20 protein-coding genes are annotated in these 18313 nt (G+C 62.2%); 9 read left to right on the forward strand and 11 right to left on the reverse strand.

Features of this window, described 5'->3' with window-relative positions:
• Positions 1 to 4 precede the first annotated feature (4 nt).
• Positions 5 to 1006 (forward strand): plasmid partitioning protein RepB, encoded by a 1002-nt coding sequence (gene repB, locus C5L10_RS27570; RefSeq protein ID WP_105432266.1) that lies wholly within the window; start codon positions 5 to 7, stop codon positions 1004 to 1006.
• 153 nt (positions 1007 to 1159) lie between these two features.
• Complete coding sequence (gene repC, locus C5L10_RS27575; RefSeq protein WP_105432267.1) at positions 1160 to 2434, forward strand: plasmid replication protein RepC; 1275 nt, start codon at positions 1160 to 1162, stop codon at positions 2432 to 2434.
• Positions 2435 to 2625: 191 nt separating this feature from the next.
• On the opposite strand, the gene C5L10_RS27580 is transcribed toward repC, so the two are convergent.
• The 3 genes from C5L10_RS27580 to C5L10_RS27595 all read right to left on the reverse strand — a co-directional run bounded on the left by C5L10_RS27580 (position 2626) and on the right by C5L10_RS27595 (position 5023).
• Positions 2626 to 3468: a DMT family transporter gene (locus C5L10_RS27580; RefSeq protein WP_105432268.1), complete on the reverse strand. Its 843-nt coding sequence runs from the start codon at positions 3466 to 3468 to the stop codon at positions 2626 to 2628.
• A 328-nt stretch (positions 3469 to 3796) separates the two neighbouring features.
• Positions 3797 to 4066, reverse strand: a complete 270-nt coding sequence (locus tag C5L10_RS27585) for a hypothetical protein (RefSeq protein ID WP_105432269.1) — start codon at positions 4064 to 4066, stop codon at positions 3797 to 3799.
• A gap of 684 nt (positions 4067 to 4750) precedes the next feature.
• A complete protein-coding gene (locus tag C5L10_RS27595; RefSeq protein WP_105432271.1) occupies positions 4751 to 5023 on the reverse strand; it encodes a DUF982 domain-containing protein in 273 nt (90 codons plus the stop codon).
• 339 nt (positions 5024 to 5362) lie between these two features.
• Here C5L10_RS27595 and C5L10_RS27600 point away from each other — a divergent pair, with 339 nt between their 5' ends.
• Positions 5363 to 6238 carry a transporter substrate-binding domain-containing protein gene (locus C5L10_RS27600; protein ID WP_205837099.1) on the forward strand — a complete coding sequence of 292 codons (876 nt, stop codon included), beginning with the start codon at positions 5363 to 5365 and terminating at the stop codon, positions 6236 to 6238.
• A 33-nt stretch (positions 6239 to 6271) separates the two neighbouring features.
• Here the strand turns inward: C5L10_RS27600 and C5L10_RS27605 are convergent, their stop codons facing one another.
• The 3 genes from C5L10_RS27605 to C5L10_RS27615 all read right to left on the reverse strand — a co-directional run bounded on the left by C5L10_RS27605 (position 6272) and on the right by C5L10_RS27615 (position 8314).
• A complete protein-coding gene (locus C5L10_RS27605; RefSeq protein WP_105432272.1) occupies positions 6272 to 6937 on the reverse strand; it encodes a helix-turn-helix transcriptional regulator in 666 nt (221 codons plus the stop codon).
• Positions 6938 to 7159: 222 nt separating this feature from the next.
• The gene (locus C5L10_RS27610; RefSeq protein WP_105432273.1) at positions 7160 to 7807 is read right to left on the reverse strand and encodes a response regulator transcription factor; all 648 of its coding nucleotides are present in this window, start codon (positions 7805 to 7807) and stop codon (positions 7160 to 7162) included.
• 87 nt (positions 7808 to 7894) lie between these two features.
• Complete coding sequence (locus tag C5L10_RS27615; RefSeq protein ID WP_105432274.1) at positions 7895 to 8314, reverse strand: hypothetical protein; 420 nt, start codon at positions 8312 to 8314, stop codon at positions 7895 to 7897.
• Positions 8315 to 8396: 82 nt separating this feature from the next.
• Here C5L10_RS27615 and C5L10_RS27620 point away from each other — a divergent pair, with 82 nt between their 5' ends.
• Positions 8397 to 8747: a DUF952 domain-containing protein gene (locus C5L10_RS27620; RefSeq protein ID WP_205837100.1), complete on the forward strand. Its 351-nt coding sequence runs from the start codon at positions 8397 to 8399 to the stop codon at positions 8745 to 8747.
• A complete protein-coding gene (locus tag C5L10_RS27625; RefSeq protein WP_105432275.1) occupies positions 8744 to 9835 on the forward strand; it encodes a quinone-dependent dihydroorotate dehydrogenase in 1092 nt (363 codons plus the stop codon). The genes C5L10_RS27620 and C5L10_RS27625 overlap by 4 nt, the downstream gene beginning before the upstream one ends.
• Here C5L10_RS27625 and C5L10_RS27630 read toward each other — a convergent pair.
• Genes C5L10_RS27630 through C5L10_RS27640 form a run of 3 tightly spaced genes read right to left on the reverse strand, consistent with a single transcriptional unit; the run spans position 9811 to position 11929 of the window.
• On the reverse strand, positions 9811 to 11169 hold the full coding sequence (locus C5L10_RS27630) for an MATE family efflux transporter (protein ID WP_105432276.1): 1359 nt from the start codon (positions 11167 to 11169) through the stop codon (positions 9811 to 9813). The two genes, C5L10_RS27625 and C5L10_RS27630, sit on opposite strands and share 25 nt — an antisense overlap.
• 3 nt (positions 11170 to 11172) lie before the next feature.
• Complete coding sequence (locus C5L10_RS27635; protein ID WP_105432277.1) at positions 11173 to 11661, reverse strand: CAP domain-containing protein; 489 nt, start codon at positions 11659 to 11661, stop codon at positions 11173 to 11175.
• Between the two features lies 1 nt (position 11662).
• A complete protein-coding gene (locus C5L10_RS27640; protein WP_105401683.1) occupies positions 11663 to 11929 on the reverse strand; it encodes a DUF6460 domain-containing protein in 267 nt (88 codons plus the stop codon).
• Positions 11930 to 12056: 127 nt separating this feature from the next.
• Here C5L10_RS27640 and C5L10_RS27645 point away from each other — a divergent pair, with 127 nt between their 5' ends.
• Positions 12057 to 12995, forward strand: a complete 939-nt coding sequence (locus C5L10_RS27645) for a class I SAM-dependent methyltransferase (protein ID WP_105432278.1) — start codon at positions 12057 to 12059, stop codon at positions 12993 to 12995.
• Positions 12996 to 13100: 105 nt separating this feature from the next.
• Positions 13101 to 13742 carry a YitT family protein gene (locus tag C5L10_RS27650; RefSeq protein WP_046635608.1) on the forward strand — a complete coding sequence of 214 codons (642 nt, stop codon included), beginning with the start codon at positions 13101 to 13103 and terminating at the stop codon, positions 13740 to 13742.
• A 33-nt stretch (positions 13743 to 13775) separates the two neighbouring features.
• On the opposite strand, the gene C5L10_RS27655 is transcribed toward C5L10_RS27650, so the two are convergent.
• Together C5L10_RS27655 and C5L10_RS27660 are read right to left on the reverse strand one after the other, a co-directional pair.
• Positions 13776 to 14240 (reverse strand): carboxymuconolactone decarboxylase family protein, encoded by a 465-nt coding sequence (locus C5L10_RS27655; protein ID WP_105432279.1) that lies wholly within the window; start codon positions 14238 to 14240, stop codon positions 13776 to 13778.
• Between the two features lie 46 nt (positions 14241 to 14286).
• A complete protein-coding gene (locus C5L10_RS27660) occupies positions 14287 to 14787 on the reverse strand; it encodes an Rrf2 family transcriptional regulator (protein WP_105432280.1) in 501 nt (166 codons plus the stop codon).
• A 94-nt stretch (positions 14788 to 14881) separates the two neighbouring features.
• Here C5L10_RS27660 and C5L10_RS27665 point away from each other — a divergent pair, with 94 nt between their 5' ends.
• Both C5L10_RS27665 and pdeM read left to right on the forward strand, forming a co-directional pair.
• Positions 14882 to 17416: a ligase-associated DNA damage response DEXH box helicase gene (locus tag C5L10_RS27665; RefSeq protein ID WP_105432281.1), complete on the forward strand. Its 2535-nt coding sequence runs from the start codon at positions 14882 to 14884 to the stop codon at positions 17414 to 17416.
• A gap of 32 nt (positions 17417 to 17448) precedes the next feature.
• On the forward strand, positions 17449 to 18189 hold the full coding sequence (pdeM, locus tag C5L10_RS27670) for a ligase-associated DNA damage response endonuclease PdeM (RefSeq protein ID WP_172717215.1): 741 nt from the start codon (positions 17449 to 17451) through the stop codon (positions 18187 to 18189).
• Positions 18190 to 18313: the final 124 nt, after the last annotated feature.

Genomic DNA, 18313 nt, shown 5'->3' on the forward strand with positions numbered 1-18313 from the left:
GTAGATGGCACGAAAAAACCTCATCGAGATATCCTCGTCCACCTCGCTCCGCCCCGAGCCCACTGCCCTGAGGGACAATCGCCCTATCGCAGGCTTTGTGCCTCAGGCCCGCAATCCGGCGCCTGTTGGCGGAATCACTAAGACGCTCGGCAACATCACCGAGAAGGTCGAACGGGCGAACGATCTTGAACGGCAGCTGGCCCAAGGCCAGATTGTCGTCGAGCTCGATCCTGGCCTTATCGACGCGTCCTTCGTCGAAGATCGACTGGCGATCGACGCCGTTCAGTTGAACGAGCTAGTGGAGCAGATCCGCGAGCATGGCCAGCAGGTGCCAATCCTGGTGAGGCCCCACCCGCAGACGAAAGGCCGCTATCAGGTTGCCTACGGCCATCGTCGGCTGGCAGCGGTCAAGAAACTTGGCATCCGTGTACGGGCAGTTGTCCGCGAACTCACCGATGATCAGCTGGTGGTCAGCCAAGGGCAGGAAAACAGCGCCCGAACCAACCTGTCCTATATCGAGCGGGCGCTTTTCGCTTTGCGGCTCGAGCAACGGGGGTTTACCCGCGATATTATCATGGCGGCGTTGGGTGTGGATAAGGCGGCGCTCTCCAAGATGCTGATCGTGACGCGGCAGGTGCCGATCGCCCTGATCACGGTCATTGGCGCGGCACCGGAGATCGGCCGCAGGCGCTGGCTGGAATTGGGGGAGCGCCTCGAGAGTGTAGAATCTGATATGGTTCTGGCAGAGTTGTCCGCGGACAACTCCCCGCCGCTATCAAGTGACGAGCGGTTTCATCGGGCACTAGCGCTGGCCTACAAAAGGACGGCATTAACCAAGCATCCCGCCGTCAACGCGCAACTTTCCGGAGTTCCGGTTCAGTTCAAGAAGAACGCATCGAGCGCAACCTTTGTTTTCGATAACAAGGCCGCGCCGGGGTTTGACCAATTCGTGCAGGAGAGGCTCCAGGGCCTCTTTGCTGAATTCCAACAGAATAAAGGAGCGTAAACCGCAAAAGAAAAAGGCCCCCAAGCGACATGGTCGTGGAAGCCCTTCTCAGATCTTAGCAAATCCAGAATCGCATTTCCTCGAATCACTGTCAAGAGTTTAGGCGCCGTTTGGGCGTGCGGATTTCTTTTGCCTTAGCGAAAGTGAAGGCAGATGGAGAGTAGGTATGTGACGACGCCCTTCGGGCGGCGGGCGATGTCGCTTGGCATGTTGGTAAATCAGCAACTTGCCGAGACGATCGAACCCGGAATTATCCTTAACAAATGGAAACTGTTCAGAGCCGTCTGCGAGGCACGGCCGTCGCTGGGCGTGACCGATCGTGCCTTGACGGTGCTCGATGCGCTCTTGACCTTCTACCCGGAGGACGAGATTTCCGAGGCGAGGGGCCTCGTCGTGTTCCCTTCGAACGCCCAGCTCTCTCTCCGCGCCCGTGGCATGACGGCTGCGACCCTCAGGCGACATCTTGCCATTCTCATCGGTGCCGGTCTGATCCTGCGCAAGGATAGCCCGAACGGGAAACGTTATGCACGTCGCAGCCGGGCTGGAGAGATCAACGAGGCGTTCGGCTTCAGCCTCGCACCGCTTCTGGCGCGTGCAGCCGAGATCGAAAGCCTGGCCGCGCAGGTGGTCGCCGATCGGGAACTGCTGCGGATTGCCCGCGACCGGCTCACTGTCTGCCGGCGTGACGTCGCCAAGCTGATTGCCGCAGCCTTCGACGAAGGTGTTCCCGGGGATTGGGCGTCGATCCTCGACATGTTCCGAACGCTGGCGGGGCGGATTCCGCGTGTCGCTACCGTCAAAACCATCGCTCCCGTTCTGGAGGAGATGGAAATGTTGCGCTCCAAGATTATCAACATATTGGAAATTCGAGTAAAAACGCAAAAAATCGACCCCAGAGAGTCTCAGATTGAGCGCCACAAACAGAGTTCCAACCTTAAATACCATTATGAATCTGAACCGTGCCCGGAGAACACGTGTGTCGCCCCCTTCCCGGATGACCCCCAGCCGCTAAGTGGCCCCGTCGGAGGTAACCAAGCCAGGGAAAGAGCGTCCCGCAACGGCGGTTTAGCCGAAAGACCTCTGCAATCCTTCCCGCTCGGGCTCGTGCTCCAGGCCTGCCCGCAGATCGCAGACTACGGGCCGGGCGGGAGGATCGACAACTGGCGCGAACTGATGGAGGCGACGGGTGTTGTCCGTACCATGCTTGGGGTCAGTTCTACCGCCTATGACCAAGCGTGTATGGCGATGGGGAGGGAAAATGCCGCGACCGTCATTGCCTGCATTCTCGAGAGGGGAGGGCACATCAACTCTGCCGGCGGCTATCTGTGCGATCTCACCCGCCGTACCGAAAGAGGCGAGTTCGCTGTCGGTCCGATGCTGATGGCCCTTGCGCGAGCAGGCGTTCCCGGTCGTCGGCGCGCGGGTTGAGCGTGATGCAAGCGCTCGAGACTACTGAGGATGCAGGATCGGCATGTTTTGCCGTCGACGGGGTGTGCGGTTATTTACGATACTTGCGAATGAAACCGCCCACAGGCATAGCGGATGATCCGGCATCAGCCAGGGATCTGCTCAAGGAGAACGACCCGGACGCGGTATAGGGCAGCTTTTGCCGACGACCATCAGGACGGAGTGGCCTGTATCCGGTTGGCGTTAGGTCGGCGCAGGTTGAAAAGGTTGCCTGCGAGGATCAGCGCCGCGCCAATCGCCGTAAAGCTGTCGATGGCTTCGGCATATAGGAGGTAACCAAGGAGGGCCGACAACGGCACGCGCAGATAGTCCATCGGCATCACCACCGTTGCGTCGGCATGGAACAATGCTTTCGCCATGCAATAATGAGCGAATGTACCTGTAAACGCGATCAGGAAGATCCACGGCCACGTTGCTGCAGACGGCCAAACCCAAACGTTCAGGGCAGGTACTATTCCGATGATCGATTGAATGACGAGCATCCAGAAGATGATCTTCGTTGCGCTGTCGGAACGTGTCAGGGCCTTTGTGGTGATGAAGGATATGGCGAATACAAAGGCTGCTCCGAGCACGATGAGGTGACCCGGGTTGAGCGCCGCTGCGCCCGGGCGCACGATCAGTGCCACGCCGACCAGACCAAACAGGATCGCCACGCTTTTACGCCATGTCAGCCGTTCCCCGAGAAATGCCGCGGCCATCAGAGCTGCCCAGATGGGGGCGGTGAACTCGATGGCAATGACCTGCGCCAGCGGGATCAACGTAAGCCCCATCAGCCAAGCGAACTGGCCGACATAGTGGGCAGCGTTGCGGCCTATGTGGCTTGGCAGGATGCCGGTTCGCATCGCCTTGATGCCGCCTTCGCGATGGACAAGCGGCAGCAGCATGAAGAAGGCGATGACGGAGCGCATCTCCATCACCTGAAAAACGTCGATCTCACGGGTTACGGCACGACCCGAGACGGCCATGAGCAGGAGCAATGCGATGGATGTCATCATCCATGCGGCCGCCCTGATATTTGACTGCTTATTTTCCACGTATGTCTTTCTTCCCGCCGAGCAGCACGAGGATCACAACTGGGCTCGGCCATGCACCGGGGCGGCGTTGTCCTGGCCGGGGTAGATACGACGGAAGGTCTGTCGTTGTGAATAGTCCACTTCGAAGCATCCTCGCCTCCCTGCTAACGGGGACCATGACTTGGCGGGAGGGGCAGATCGGCGCGACCGGTTATCTCAGTTCTCCGCTGCACGAAGAGGTGGCACACGCGCAGTCTCGAATTGCGCGGTGAAGGCACGACACGGGGCGCCGCGGCCTCAGCCTCCGACATCACATCAATCTGCCCCAGGCAGGATCCCATTGAACCCCTTCCGAAAGCTCGACGAAGATCGGCGGCGTGTCTGCTCCCCGGTTCTTGTTCTCGGCCATCCGGAAGGCGGCTTCCGGTTCCATTTCCTCTCCCGGAAAAATCGCGTCGTCTTCGGAGGGCTCGGCGATCTTGCGGATAAAGCCGCGGATCTCGTCGCCGGAGTGATAGAACTTGATGATAAGCGCGCCGGGCAGGGGCGTGCCGCCGTGATAACGGTAGTAGGTGTGCATTGTCTCCTCCATTGTCAGGACCTTCTACCTGACGCCCGGGGAGCGGAAATGTTCCGGCATGCCACGCCTGGCTGAGGGATCAGCTTCTTTTGCCGGTCGGCTGATGTGGCGCCTTGTTCCGGAAGAAGGCTCTTGACCGCAGCTCGATCATCACCGCCCGCCGGGCGGCGACCGAGGTCATCATCCAGTGGAGCGGCACGCCGATCCAGCGCCAGCCGACCAGTCACCGTTCGTGCTCGACCATCGGACCCCGCCCAGGCCGAGGAAGATCAGGTCGCTGCCGAGGTTGTTGATCGTGTCGATGATGAAAAGTGAGAGCACTCCAGTCGAAATCTCGCTCGCCCAACGAAATCGTTTCTCCTATCCGTCAAGAGGAATACCGACGACCCTCACCAAGCCGGGAAAGGTCAATCCCTGGCTTCTGTTCCGCGCAAAGAAACCGAGCATCTACAGCGGCCGCTACGGGAAGGATGCCGGTGATCGTTGAGCCACTGGCGAATGCGATTGAAGAGGAACTGTGCTGCTATGAGCGGCGGAAGTCTGGATTCACCATAAGGTCTTCACCGACGTCTATGGCGCAGCCGCATCGCGACGCAGCCTGGACAAGTCGCGAAGCCCATTGGTGGAAAGCATCCTCCACGCTGCGTCATCCTTACAAAAAGGGGTTGGTCGAGGTGAGGCCATTCAGCATGAAAATGCTCCTCGAGCTTCCAATTCTTCTTCATAGGCAGCCAAGAAGAATGTTCTCGCGATATCCAGTTCCGTTTCGCACCGAAGCGCGGCGAAGCAGACATCCAACGCCCGGGAATAGGCCGGGAGGGATTGCTCGTCAAAATATGTTCGCATGTAGCGGATGGCTTCCGCAGGGCCCGATATAGTTCTAACCCTGTTCTGCTGTATGAGACAGACTGGAATTTGCCAGCGCGCGCCGAACGAGACGGGGATTATGTCGGTCATAGCTCCTTCCCTCTAGCTTATCATGAGGCCCAGGGCGACTTTCCGTCTTTCGAGACCAAAAGCCAATTCACCCGAGCTAACTAAAAAGGCGTAGCTCCCAGGACGCGAGCCTAGCGGCCGCAGAGAGTCGTGACGGTAAGGTTGCGGATACCACCGAGACTTCTCGTCCCCCCTGGGCTAGGCCTTTTTCGAACATCGGGACATTCTCCTTTGGTACCGCTTGCCTTGATGCTTCGGCGATCTCCTGCTAGCGGATATTCCCTCAAGCGCATGTCTCTGCTACACCGCCCGCAGACAGTGCCGCACCCTTTGCCGATCTGAACCATAAAGATGCATCCCATGATCGCGTCCCCAAAAATCAAGCGGCTATTCAGTCTTCTGCGGCTTTGCCTTCTAACCGCGGGGATTGTTGTCGCCGCGGTCCCTGCTCGTGCTGCCGAAGGCAGCAGTCCGCTGCCCCTGATGTTCGATGCCAAGGAACGGCTCGCCCGTCCTGATCTTTCCACTGTCGTTCGGGTTCGCATTCTGACGAGCATCGATTTTCCGCCGTTCAATTTTGCCGACCAGACCGGCAGGCTTGCCGGCTTCAATGTCGACCTTGCCCGCGAAATCTGCGCCGAGCTGAAGATCGAGGGGAAGTGCCAGATCCAGGCACTGCCTTTCGACGAGCTGGAAAAGGCTCTGGAAGGTGGCGCCGGCGAAGCGGTCATGGCCGGCATGGCCGTGACGCCCGAGCGGCGCCAGCGATTTGCCTTTTCGCGGCCCTATCTCGGCGTGCCGGCGCGTTTCGCCCGCAACCTGAAGGCCAGGATCGACGGCGATACCGCGGCAGCGCTTTCCGGCAAGCCGGTCGGCGTCGTCAGGGGTACCGCCCATGAGCTGATGCTGAAGGCTTTTTTCCCGAAGATCGCAGCCACCCCGTTCGACAACTACGAGGCGGTGCTGGAGGCCCTGAAGACGGGCAAGGTGGATGCCGCCTTTTCAGATGGCCTGAGACTACCCTTCTGGGTAGCGGGCGAAGGGTCGGCGAAATGCTGCGCCCTCTTCGACGGCCCCTATCTCTCGGAGAAATTCCTCGGCGAAGGCCTGTCGATCATGCTCCGCAAGAACGACCCGCTCCTGACTGCCGCCTTCGACCAGGCGCTCGGCGTCCTGTCGCGCAACGGCCGGCTGCAGGATATCTACCTGCGCTATTTCCCGAACGGGCTTTATTGATGGCTGGGTAGGAGCAGTTTCCGACGCACTTACTCACTGGCTCGCCCAGATGATGCGGGCGATCCACTCCACGTCGGACAGGTCGAAGGTGCGGCTCGGATGTTCCGGATTGAGGGAGACCAGCTCCACCGTCCGGGCGCTCTGGCGGGCGAGCACTTTTGCCATCACCTCGCCCTCCTTGGTCTTGAGGACCACGCGGTCGCCGCGGCGCGCCTGGGCGCCGGGCTCGACGATCAGCACGTCGCCGTCGCGATAAAGCGGCATCATCGATTCGCCTTGGACTTCCAGCGCATAGACGCCGGCCTTGCGGGACGGATCGACCGGAAACTCCACCACGTCCCAACCTTGGCCGGCCGGAAATCCGCCATCGTCGAAAAAGCCGCCGGCGCCGGCCTGCGCAAAACCGAGCAGCGGGATGGAGCCGTTCTGCGGCGGGAAATTACCTTCCGGGATCGAGGACCGGCCCGGAACGGCGGGGAGGTAGCTCATGAACTGGTCGATCGTGGCGCCCGTTGCCTCGAGCACCTTGGCGATTGATTCCGTTGACGGCCAACGCAGCCGACCGTCCGGCCCGAGCCGTTTCGACTTGTTGAACGAGGTGGGATCGAGGCCGGCGCGTCGCGCCAGCCCGGAAGGCGTTAGCTGGTGGCGTTGGGCGAGCGTATCGATCGCGCTCCAGATCGTATCATGTGACAGCATCGTCGTCCGTACCCGTGACCGGTGCGCGAGACAAGGCCGGACAATCCAGCGCTCTGCGAACCTCTCGATCAGAACCCTACCGGTCCGACTTTTGTCGACCGGACTCTTGAACGCCTCGCTCCAGCGGGTTGCCGGCTCGCGCGCACCCCGAATTTTAACGGAACCTCCGCCTCGCGTAAAGGGACGAGAGGAATAAAATCCTGTTCCAGTCGTAGCCCCGTGTCAGGCCACCAGCGCCATGTTGATCTTGCCGAGCTTGATCACCGCCTGGGTGCGGCTGTCGACATTGAGCTTGAGGAGGATTGCCGAGACATGCGCCTTGATGGTCGCCTCGGAGACGCCGAGTTCATAGGCGATCTGCTTGTTGAGCAGTCCTTCGCCGAGCATGGAGAGTACCCGGTTCTGCTGCGGCGTCAGCGTCTTCAGCCGTTCGATGATCTCGGTGAGGCCCGAATCTTCTTCCGGTCCGGCGAGGTAGTCTTTCGGCGCCCAGATGCCGCCTTCCAGCACCGTCTGGATGCCGGCGCGGATATCGTCGAGCCCGGAGGATTTCGAGATGAAGCCGGAAGCGCCGAGTTCCAGCGCCCTGCGGATGGTGGCGCAATCGTCGCTGGCCGAGACGATGACGATCGGCAGGCCGGAAAATTCGGCGCGCAGCGACATCAGTCCTGAAAAGCCGCTGACGCCCGGCATGGCAAGGTCGAGCAGCATAAGGTCGACATCGGGATTGTCTTCGGCTGCGCGCCGCGCTGCCTCGAAATCGCCGGCCTCGATGATCACGAGTTCTTCGCCAATGCCCCGCACGGAATGGCTGAGCGCGCCGCGAAACAGCGGATGGTCGTCTGCTATGATGATCGTGAGTGTCTGCATGTCCACGCCCCCTCCCAAGAGCATAGTCGTGCCAATGAATCTTAGAAAGTTGTAAACCTCTCCAAGACCCGAAACAAGTGCGGGAGATCACGTACGATTGGGTTGTGGTTTATCGGCTTCCCGCTCGTCCGCAAACTCACCGACGATCGCCATGAAGCGCCGCATGAACTTCTCCATGATCGACAGCGAGCGGTCAACTTCCGCATCGCTCGGCAGCGCCTTCGGCAAGGCGTCCGGCGGAATGTTGCTGAGCCGCTCCTCGAGCGCGGTGACGCGTTTGGCCAGCCGGTCGAGCTCCTGTTCGTAGGCTGCCCTCTCGTCGGGCTGCATGCGGCAGGCAAGCGTGCCGTTCTCGTCGCGGCAAAGCGTCATCGCGCCGGTTTCGGTATCGAGCCGAACGATGCCAGTCTCGGTGCGCTGAAGCTGGAAACGGTTCGTCTGCGCTTGTTGCGCCGAGGCGGCAACGGGCAAGAGCAGTACGCAAGTCATCAATGCGAGCACTTTCATATCGTGGTCCTCCTGCTGTAACGGTGGACAAGCGCCGGGCTTTGCGGCAAACGGTCGGAGGATAGCAGGTCCCCGAGAGTTGATGATGACGGATATAGTGTACAAGATCGTGCCGGAAACGCTCTGGCGCCAGGCAAAGCAAAAAGGTGTCTTCGAAGGCGCCGAAATCGACCTCAAGGACGGCTATATCCATTTTTCAACCGGCACGCAGGCGAAGGAGACCGCAAGGCTGCATTTTGCCGGCGTCGCCGGCCTGATGCTGGTCGCGGTCAATGCGCCCAGTCTCGGCGAGGCGCTGAAATACGAAGCCTCCCGCGGCGGCGATCTTTTCCCGCATCTTTATGGCACCCTGCCTGTTTCGGCCGTCCTTTGGGAAATGCCGCTGCTGATCGGCGTCGATGGCCTGCATGCCTTTCCGGAGAAAATGCCATGATCGGCCCCTTTGCAGGAGTTGCCTCGCGCAGCCTTTTCGTTTTCGATCCGGAAACTGCGCACGGCCTGTCGATCGCCGCTCTCAAAACCGGCCTCGTGCCCGCCTGCCGCTTGGCCCTCGATCCGCGGCTTGCCCAGACTGTCGCCGGCATTCGGTTTCCGAACCCGATAGGGCTTGCGGCCGGTTATGACAAGAATGCCGAGGTGCCGGATGCGATGCTGAAGCTCGGCTTCGGTTTTACGGAAATCGGCACGGTGACGCCGAAGGCCCAGACGGGCAACGACAAGCCGCGCATCTTCCGCCTGGTGGAGGACCGCGGCGTCATCAATCGGCTCGGCTTCAACAACGAGGGCCATGAGGCGGCGTTCACGCGCCTGACCGCGCGGCGCAACGCGCCGGGCATCGTCGGCGTCAATATCGGCGCCAACAAGGATGCGGCCGATCGGGTTGCCGACTACGTCGCCGGCATCCGAAAATTCTACGCACTCGCTACCTATTTCACCGTCAACATCTCCTCGCCCAATACGCCGGGCCTGCGGGATCTGCAGGCGCGCGACAGCCTGAAGGCGCTGCTTGACGCCGTGCTGGCCACTCGCGCCGAAGAGGCGCTGCGCCACGGCCGGACCGTTCCGGTCTTCCTGAAGATCGCACCCGATCTGACGGAGGAGGGCCTGGACGATATCGCGGCCGAGGCGACCGCGCATCCGCTCGACGGGCTGATCGTCTCCAACACGACGCTCGCCCGAGATGGACTGAAGGACCTGGCCCAGGCGAAGGAAGCGGGCGGTCTTTCCGGCGCCCCGCTCTTCAAGCGCTCGACCGCGGTCCTTGCAAAAGTGCGCAAGCGCGTCGGCCCGGACCTCGCCGTTATCGGCGTCGGTGGCGTCTCGAGCGCGGCGGATGCGCTGGAAAAGATCCGCGCTGGTGCCGACCTCGTGCAGCTCTATTCCTGCATGGTCTATGAGGGGCCTGGCCTGCCGGCGACGATCGTCAAGGGTTTTTCGGGCCTTCTCGATCGGGAAAAAGTCTCCTCGGTCCGCGAGTTGCGGGACACCCGCCTCGATCAATGGGCCGGGACAAAACTCTGACGCGCCTTGCGCGGCACCATGGCCGCCAGGAAGAAGCCGCGCATCAACAGGAACAGGTTGAGCGACAGCCAGAGCCCATGATTGCCCATCATCGGCACGAGCACGGCGAGGCTGACGCAATAGCCCGCAAATGAGACGAGCATCATGTTGCGCATCTCGCGCGACCAGGTGGCGCCGATGAACACGCCGTCCATCTGGAAGGCGAGCGCGCCGGTGAGCCCCGTCACCGCCGCCCAGCCGAGATAGACATAGGCTTCCTGCCGCACCGCTTCCGACGTGGTCAGAAGCTGGATGATCGGCTGGCCGAAGCCGATGAAGAATAGCCCGACCACGCCCGCCATCACGAAAGACCAGAGGCCAGTCAGCTTCAGCGCCCGATCGAAGGACGGTCGGTACTGGGCGCCCACCGCCCGGCCGGCGAGCTGTTCGGCGGCACCCGCCAGCCCGTCGAGGAAGAAGGCCGAGAGCATGAAGATGTTCATCAGCACCGCGTTGGCCGCCAGCGTCACCGCCCCGAAGCTCGACCCGACGCGGGTCAGTACCGCAAACGCGCCGTTCAATATCAGCGAGCGGATCAGGATGTCGGCATTGAGCTGGAAGAGTTGGCGCAGCTTGGCGGCGTCTAAAATGTCCGCCCGCGTCGGCCGGTCGCCGGCGGAGAATTGTCGGCTGACGATGACGAGGCCGATCACCACGGCGGTCACTTCCGCCGCCGCGGTCGCCCAGGCGACGCCCGCCACACCCCAGCCCAACACCAGGCCGAACAGGATGGCGAGCACGATATTGGTGCCGTTGAGGATGATCTGCAGCGTCAGCCCGAGCATGCCCTGGCCGCGCCCGAGCACATAGCCGAGGATGGCGAAATTGGCGAAGGTTGCCGGGCTCGTCAGCACCCGGATACCGAAATAGTGCCGCGTCACCTCGGCAACGGTCGGGTCGCTGGTCATCAGGTCCGGCGCGTATCGAAGGATCAGTGGCGAGAACGCCAGCATGATCACTCCAAGGCCGAGCGCGCTCAGAAAGGCTCGCCAAAACACCGCCTGCTGTTCCCGGCGGTCGCCGCGGCCGAAGGCCTGCGCCACCAGCCCGGTGGTCGAGGTGCGGAAAAAGCTGAGGCTGCCATAGATGAGGTCGAAGAGGATAGCGCCGATCGCCAGACCCGCAAGCGCTTCCGCCTGGCCCAGTTGCCCGACCACCGCCGTATCGGTGAGGCCGAGCAGCGGCGTCGTCAGGAAGCCGAGCGTCATCGGAATGGCAATCCCGAGCACCAGCCGGTGCGTCACGTCGAACGGCCTGGCCACCCCGGTCTCGTGGTTACGCCCCCCGCTCTCCATGGGTCAGCCGGAAAGGACCATGGCCCAATAGGGCCGGGCGCCAACCGAGGTCCGTGCCATGGCAACCCCAAGCCCCCGGTAGGAGCCGAGCATGTTTTCGAGATGTTTGGGCGAATCGATCCAGGCATGCACTGCGGCGGCGACCGTATCCTGCCCGCTGGCAATGTTTTCCGCCGCCGGCAGCGCCACGTCGCTGCTCTTCATCCGGGCGCCGAAACTGTCGCCGAAACCGATCAGGTGTTTCATCTCATTGGCTTTCGCCATGCGAACCGCCTGTCGGGCGGCTGCCTTGCGCGCCGGCATGTCGAGCGTCAGCGCAGACAGGCCGCGGTTCTGCCGCAGCCTGTTGACCATCGCAAGGGCTGCCTGGGTCTCGTCCTCGGCGCCGGCAGTCGGGGTCAGGACTGATGTGGTGGAGCAGCCGGCAAGCACCAGCGCCATGCCGGAAAAGACGAGGAGGTCCCGCCGTGAAGGTTTGATCAGTGAAGTCATGTCAGCGGCGGTAGCTCATCAGGCGCAGGATGACGAAGATCGGGATGACGATGATCGCGCCGAGCACAAGATAATTGCCGACCCGGCCGAGCGCCCGGAACCCGTTATACCAGAGGTCCAGGAACCAGTAGCGGATCGTGTCGACGATATTGTCCGGCGTGAAGCCGAAGAATGCCAGCACGAAACCCACCACCAGGCACACCACGATCAGCTTGATGATCGTGCGACCTGGCGTATCGCCCAGGAACTTGTTGACCCCGTCCGCCATCCTGTCCTTCTCCGAATTGCCCATGAGAGATAATCGGCAGCCGTTGCCACCGCAAGCGTTTCCCCTCAGATAGAACTTGAGTTTTTTTGTGGCTTCGGCAAAGAACCTCCACCTCCGAGGATCATCCATGCCGCCCAGCCCGTTTTCCAGCCAATTCTCCTCGGGCGATGCCACCGCCGATCGCCGCGCCGATTACGCCCGCATGCTGGCGGAGGGCGGAGATTTCGCGGCTGCGGCCGAGCTGATCGAACAGGCGCTGGAACTGGCACCCGGCTGGGCCGCCGGCTGGTTCCGGCTCGGCGAATATCGCGACGAGGCCGGTCTCGGCACGGCAGCGGACGCCTACCGCCAGACCTTGGCCCTGCGGCCAGACGATGTGTTTGGGGCCCGCCTGAAACTCGCGCTGATCGGCGCCGAGCAGATGCCCGACCGGCCGCCGAGCCGATATGTCGAAGGCCTGTTCGACGACTATGCCGACCGGTTCGACACGGCGCTCGTCGAAAAGCTGGGCTATTGCGTGCCCGCCAAGCTGGCGGCGCTGGTCATGCCGCACGGGCCTTTCCGCAATACGATCGATCTCGGCTGCGGCACCGGCCTGTTCGGTGCCGAAATCCGTGGGGGGACGGGGCGCCTCGAAGGTTTCGACCTTTCGCTCAACATGCTGGCGAAGGCGCAGGCCAAGGGCCTCTACGACCATCTCGGCCAGTCCGATCTCAGCCTCGCATCGCACGATACCGGCCTGTTCGGCGAGCTGGCGGTCCACCGCGCCGATCTGGTCTCGGCGGCCGACGTGCTGATGTATCTGGGCTCGCTCGAAACCGTCTTTCCGCTGGTGCTTGAGCTGTTGTCGCCGGCTGGTCTTTTCGCATTCTCGGTCGAGGATGCGGGCGAGGGAGAGGGTTTTGTGTTGCGGGATTCCCTGCGTTACGCCCATTGCGAGGCTTATATCCGCGCGCTGCTTTCCCGCTTCGGCTTCGATCTGCTCAAGGTGGAAAACACCGTCATTCGCATGGATGCCGGAAAACCCATCCGCGGCATTCTGTTTCTGTCGAAAAAGCGCAGCTGAACCCGCCGTTTCTTGCTTTTTTCCGCGCCCGCCGATGAACACTTGAAGACCCTTGCCGACGGTTTTATTGCAGCGCAGTATCACCGAAAACCTGAGGGGTTCAAATTGGCTGAGCAGCAGAGGCGCGGTCTCGGATTTTACAGCGCCGATCCGGCACAACACACGCTGCTGGAAGATGGGCAAGGCCTCTTCATCGGCGCCATGGTGTCGGCGCTCGGCTTCTATTTCTTAAACGAGGTCGGTCTTCTGACCGGCGGCACGGCGGGCGTCGCCTTCCTGCTGCATTATGCGTTCGGGATCTCGTTCGGCCTGCTGTTCTTCATCGTCAACCTGCCGTTCTACTACCTGTCGTTCAAGCGCCTCGGCCTCGCCTTCTCGCTGAAGACCTTCATCGCCATCGCGCTGGTCTCGGTGATCACCGAACTGGAGAGCCATTTCTTCCTGATCCAGTACCTGCACCCGTTCTGGGCAGCCCTGCTCGGCGGCCTGGTGCTCGGTTACGGCCTGCTCGGGCTTTATCGCCACCGCGCCTCGCTCGGCGGGGTCGGCATCCTGGCAATCTATATCCAGGAGCGCTTCGGCATCCAGGCAGGCCTCATCCAGCTCGCCTTCGATCTCTGCGTCATGCTCTGCGCTTTTGCCGTGGTTTCGCCCATCACCGTCGCTTGGTCGGTGCTCGGCGCCGTCGTGCTCAATCTCGTGCTGGCCATCAATCACCGCTCCGACCGGTATATCGTCGCGCGGTGATTGAGGCGGAAGCTTTGACCAGAGGGCCCCCAATCAGGCAGCTCTGCTGGCCGGCTTGTCGATCGGGTGCATCGCGCGGAAGCCGACGCAGAGCCGGTTCCAGACATTGATGGCGCCGATCGCGACTGTAATCTTGGTCATTTCCTCTTCGGTGAAATGCGCTTTCAGGGCCTCATAGGCGCTGTCGGGGACATGAGTTTCGGCCACCCTGGTGACCGAATCCACCCATGTCAAAAGAGCGCGCTCCTTTTCGTCATAGATCGGCGATTCCTCCCAGGCGCTCATCAGGTTGATCCACTGCTCGGAGAGGCCGTCGTGACGGCTTTCCTTGACGTGCATGTCGATGCAATAGGCGCAGTGATTGATGATCGAGGCCCTGAGCTTGATCAGATGGATGAAGCGGCGTTCGAGGCCTGATTTCTGAACATAGGTTTCCAGGGCCAGAACGGCCTTATAGGCGTCCTCGGAAGCGTTGGCGAAATTCAGACGAGGCTGCATGGGTCTTCTCCTTGAGTTGTGGCCACCTTCGGCGTGCCTATAGCCCTTACCGGGCGGTTCTGCGTTCATTGATTTCCAGGAAGGCGCAGCCGCGCGCGGCGATGCCGCCGTCGTCGGTTGCGTTGAGGTCGGCCAGGATGTCGGCGATCGTCACCTTGGCGAGCTCGGCGCGATAGGCCTTTTCGGCCTTCAGCATCGCGGCGTTGATGCCGCAGGGTTTGGTGAAATACCGACCCGGCAGCGGGTTAGGGCCCCGCTGGCGGATATCGGCGCAGCGGAAGGCTGGCGCCGGTCCTTCGACGGCAAGCACGATATCGAGAAGCGTGATCTCAGCCGGCTTCTTCGCGAGCCGGTATCCGCCCTTCGGACCCGGCACCGTTTCCACCAGCCTGGCGCCCGAAAGCGCCTGGAGATGTTTCAGCAGGTAGCTGGTCGAAACCCCGTGGAATTCCGCCAACGCCGCGGCCGACAGGACCCCGCCTTCGGTAAGGCTGGACATCATGCTGATGCTGTGGATCGCCTGTTCGACACCGTCGCCGAGTTTCATCGCTCATCTCCATATCGTGGATAAAATTTATCCACGATTATCGCGCCGGCGTCAAGCCCCTTCTTTTTCGCGCGGTTTCTCTTAACTTAGCGGCGTGGATATCGTCGAAACCTCCTCTACCGGCCGTGACGCCGCGCTTCTGCCCCGGCCGTTCCAGAAATGGTTCGCGGAGAAGGGCTGGCAGCCGCGCGCCCACCAGCTGGAATTGCTGTCGCGCTCCACATCGGGCGAAAACATGCTGCTGATCGCGCCCACCGGTGCGGGCAAGACACTTGCCGGTTTCCTGCCGTCGCTGACCGACCTCACCCGCCGCGGCAGGATCGCGCCGGGCTCCGCCTTCACCGGCATCCACACGCTCTACATCTCGCCCCTGAAGGCGCTCGCGGTCGATATCGAGCGCAACCTGATGAAGCCCGTCTTCGAAATGGGCCTCGACATCTCGATCGAAAACCGCACCGGCGACACGCCGCAGGCCAAACGCCAGCGCCAGAAGCTAAACCCGCCGGACATCCTGCTGACCACGCCGGAACAGGTGGCGCTGCTGCTGGCCAACAAGGAGGCCGAACGTTTCTTCAAGGACCTGAAATACGTGGTCCTCGACGAACTGCATTCGCTGGTCACCTCCAAGCGCGGCCACCTCCTGTCGCTTGGCCTTGCGCGCATCCGCCGGCATGCGCCCCACATGCGCACGATCGGCCTCTCGGCCACCGTCTCCGATCCCATGGACCTGCAGCGCTGGCTGGTGCCCCAGGGTGAACACCCGACCGCGCCCGCCGGCCTCGTGCATGTCACAGGCGGCGCGGCACCCGATATCACCATCATGCGCACCGAGGACCGCATCCCCTGGTCCGGCCATGTCTCGACCTACGCGATCCCCGAGGTCTATGAGGAGATCAAGCGCCACAAGACGACGCTGATCTTCGTCAATACCCGCTTCCAGGCGGAACTGCTGTTCCAGACGCTGTGGACGATCAACGAGGACAACCTGCCGATCGCGCTGCACCACGGTTCGCTCGATGCCGGGCAGCGCCGCAAGGTGGAGGCCGCCATGGCGGCCAACAAGTTGCGCGCCGTCGTCGCCACCTCCACCCTCGATCTCGGCATGGACTGGGGCGATGTCGATCTCGTCGTGCATGTCGGCGCGCCGAAGGGTGCCTCGCGGCTCGCCCAGCGCATCGGACGCTCCAACCACAGGATGGACGAACCGTCGAAGGCGATCCTGGTGCCGGCCAACCGTTTCGAGGTAATGGAGTGCCAGGCGGCGCTCGATGCCAATTATCTTGGCGCCCAGGATACGCCCCCGGTCGGCGAGGGCGCGCTCGATGTGCTCGCCCAGCACGTGCTCGGCATGGCCTGCGCCGAACCCTTCGATCCGGTCGAACTCTACGACGAGATCACCAGCGCCTCGCCCTATGCCACCCTTACCTGGGAGATGTTCGAGCGCATCGTCGATTTTGTTGCGACCGGCGGTTATGCGCTGCGCTCCTATGAGCGTTACGCCAAGATCCGCAAGACCAAGGAAGGCCGCTGGAGGGTCTCCAATCCGGCGGTCGCCCAGCAATACCGCCTGAACCTCGGCACAATCGTCGAGGCGACCGAGCTCAATGTCCGGCTGGTGAAGCGCAATGCCCAAGGGCTGGCAAAGGGCACGGTCGGGCGGGGTGGCATGTCGCTCGGCAAGGTCGAGGAATATTTCCTCGAACAGCTGGTGCAGGGCGATACCTTCCTGTTCGCCGGCAAGGTGCTGCGCTTCGAAGGCATCCGCGAGAACGAATGCCTCGTCTCCAACGCCTTCTCGCTGGATCCGAAAATCCCCGCCTATGCCGGCGGCAAGTTTCCGCTCTCCACCTATCTCGCCGACCAGGTGCGCGGCATGCTCGCCGACCCCGATCGCTGGGGCGTGTTGCCGGACCAGGTCCGCGACTGGCTGAACATCCAGCGCGAACGCTCGATGCTGCCTGCCAAGGATGAACTTCTCATCGAGACCTTTCCGCGCGGAAAGCGGTTCTTCATGATCGCTTATTGTTTCGAGGGACGGCTCGCCCACCAGACGCTCGGCATGCTGCTCACTCGCCGGCTGGAACGGACCGGCGCCCGCCCGCTCGGCTTCGTCGCCACCGACTATTCGCTGGCCATCTGGGGCCTCAACGATATCGGCGCGATGATCCGCGCCGGTGCCTTGAGCCTCTCCGACCTCTTCGACGAGGACATGCTCGGCGACGACCTCGAGGCCTGGCTCGACGAATCGTATATGCTCAAACGCACCTTCCGCAATTGCGCCGTGATTTCCGGCTTGATCGAGCGGCGCCATCCGGGCAAGGAAAAGACCGGAAGGCAGGTCACCGTCTCGACCGATCTCATCTACGACGTGCTGCGCAGCCACGAGCCGGATCACGTGCTTTTGGAGGCGACACGGCGGGATGCGGCATCCGGTCTTTTGGATCTTGCCCGATTAGGAGATATGCTGGCGCGAATCAGGGGGCACATCACCCACCGCGATCTCGACCGCGTTTCGCCACTTGCCGTTCCGATCATGCTGGAAATCGGCAAGGAGAGCGTTCCGGGCGAGGCGCATGACGCGGTGCTGCAGGAAGCCGCCGACGAACTGATCGCGGAGGCTCTCGGCTGATGCGGTACGCTGGACTGGAAGACATTGAATTGATGCACCGCCTCGCTTTGGCGCGAACGATTTCAGGAGGGCCCGCCGCAACCGGTGCGGAAGAGATCGTCGTGAACGGCGTTCTCGCCGTCTGCGACCCGCTCGGAGGTCTTTACCTGCCCGAAACCGGCATTCTCGTCGTCTCCGACCTGCATCTGGAAAAGGGCGCTGCCTTTGCGCGCCGCGGCATGATGCTGCCGCCCTACGACACGATCGCCACGCTCAACATCCTGTCCGCCGTCATCGCCCGCTACGATCCAAAGATCGTCGTCTCGCTCGGCGACAATTTCCACGATCGCAAGGGATCGGAGCATCTTGCCGCCGACCTGCGTTCGCTGATCACGACCATGGCGCGCGGCCGCGAGTGGGTCTGGATCAACGGCAACCATGATCCGGACGGCACGGTCGACCTGCCCGGCACCTGCACCGACGAACTCTTTCATGGCGGCCTCGTCTTCCGCCACGAGCCGAGCCTGATTTCCGGCCCAGGGGGAAGCAAGGGCGAGATCGCCGGCCACCTGCATCCGTCGGCCACCGTCCGCCGCCGCGAAAAATCCGTCCGCCGCCCGTGTTTCGCCAGCGACGGAAACCGCCTCCTCATGCCGGCCTTCGGCGTGCTTGCCGGCGGCCTCGACCTGCGTCACCGTGCCATGCACGGCCTGTTCGACCGCGAGGCCCTGGTCGCGCACCTCCTCGGCCGCGACCGCATCTATTCGGTCCGCTACGGCAATCTGATCGGCTGACCGCCTGGTTTAAACCTGTCCAGGCGCCCTACCCCATGCGCGGACGCGGATGCCATCCATCATCGACAGCCCTGACGACGCCGAACAGGCTGGACTGACGACGATTACGATCTCACCAGATCCA

Source organism: Neorhizobium sp. T6_25 (genome assembly GCF_002968555.1).
In the GTDB taxonomy this organism is placed as follows: Bacteria; Pseudomonadota; Alphaproteobacteria; order Rhizobiales; family Rhizobiaceae; genus Neorhizobium.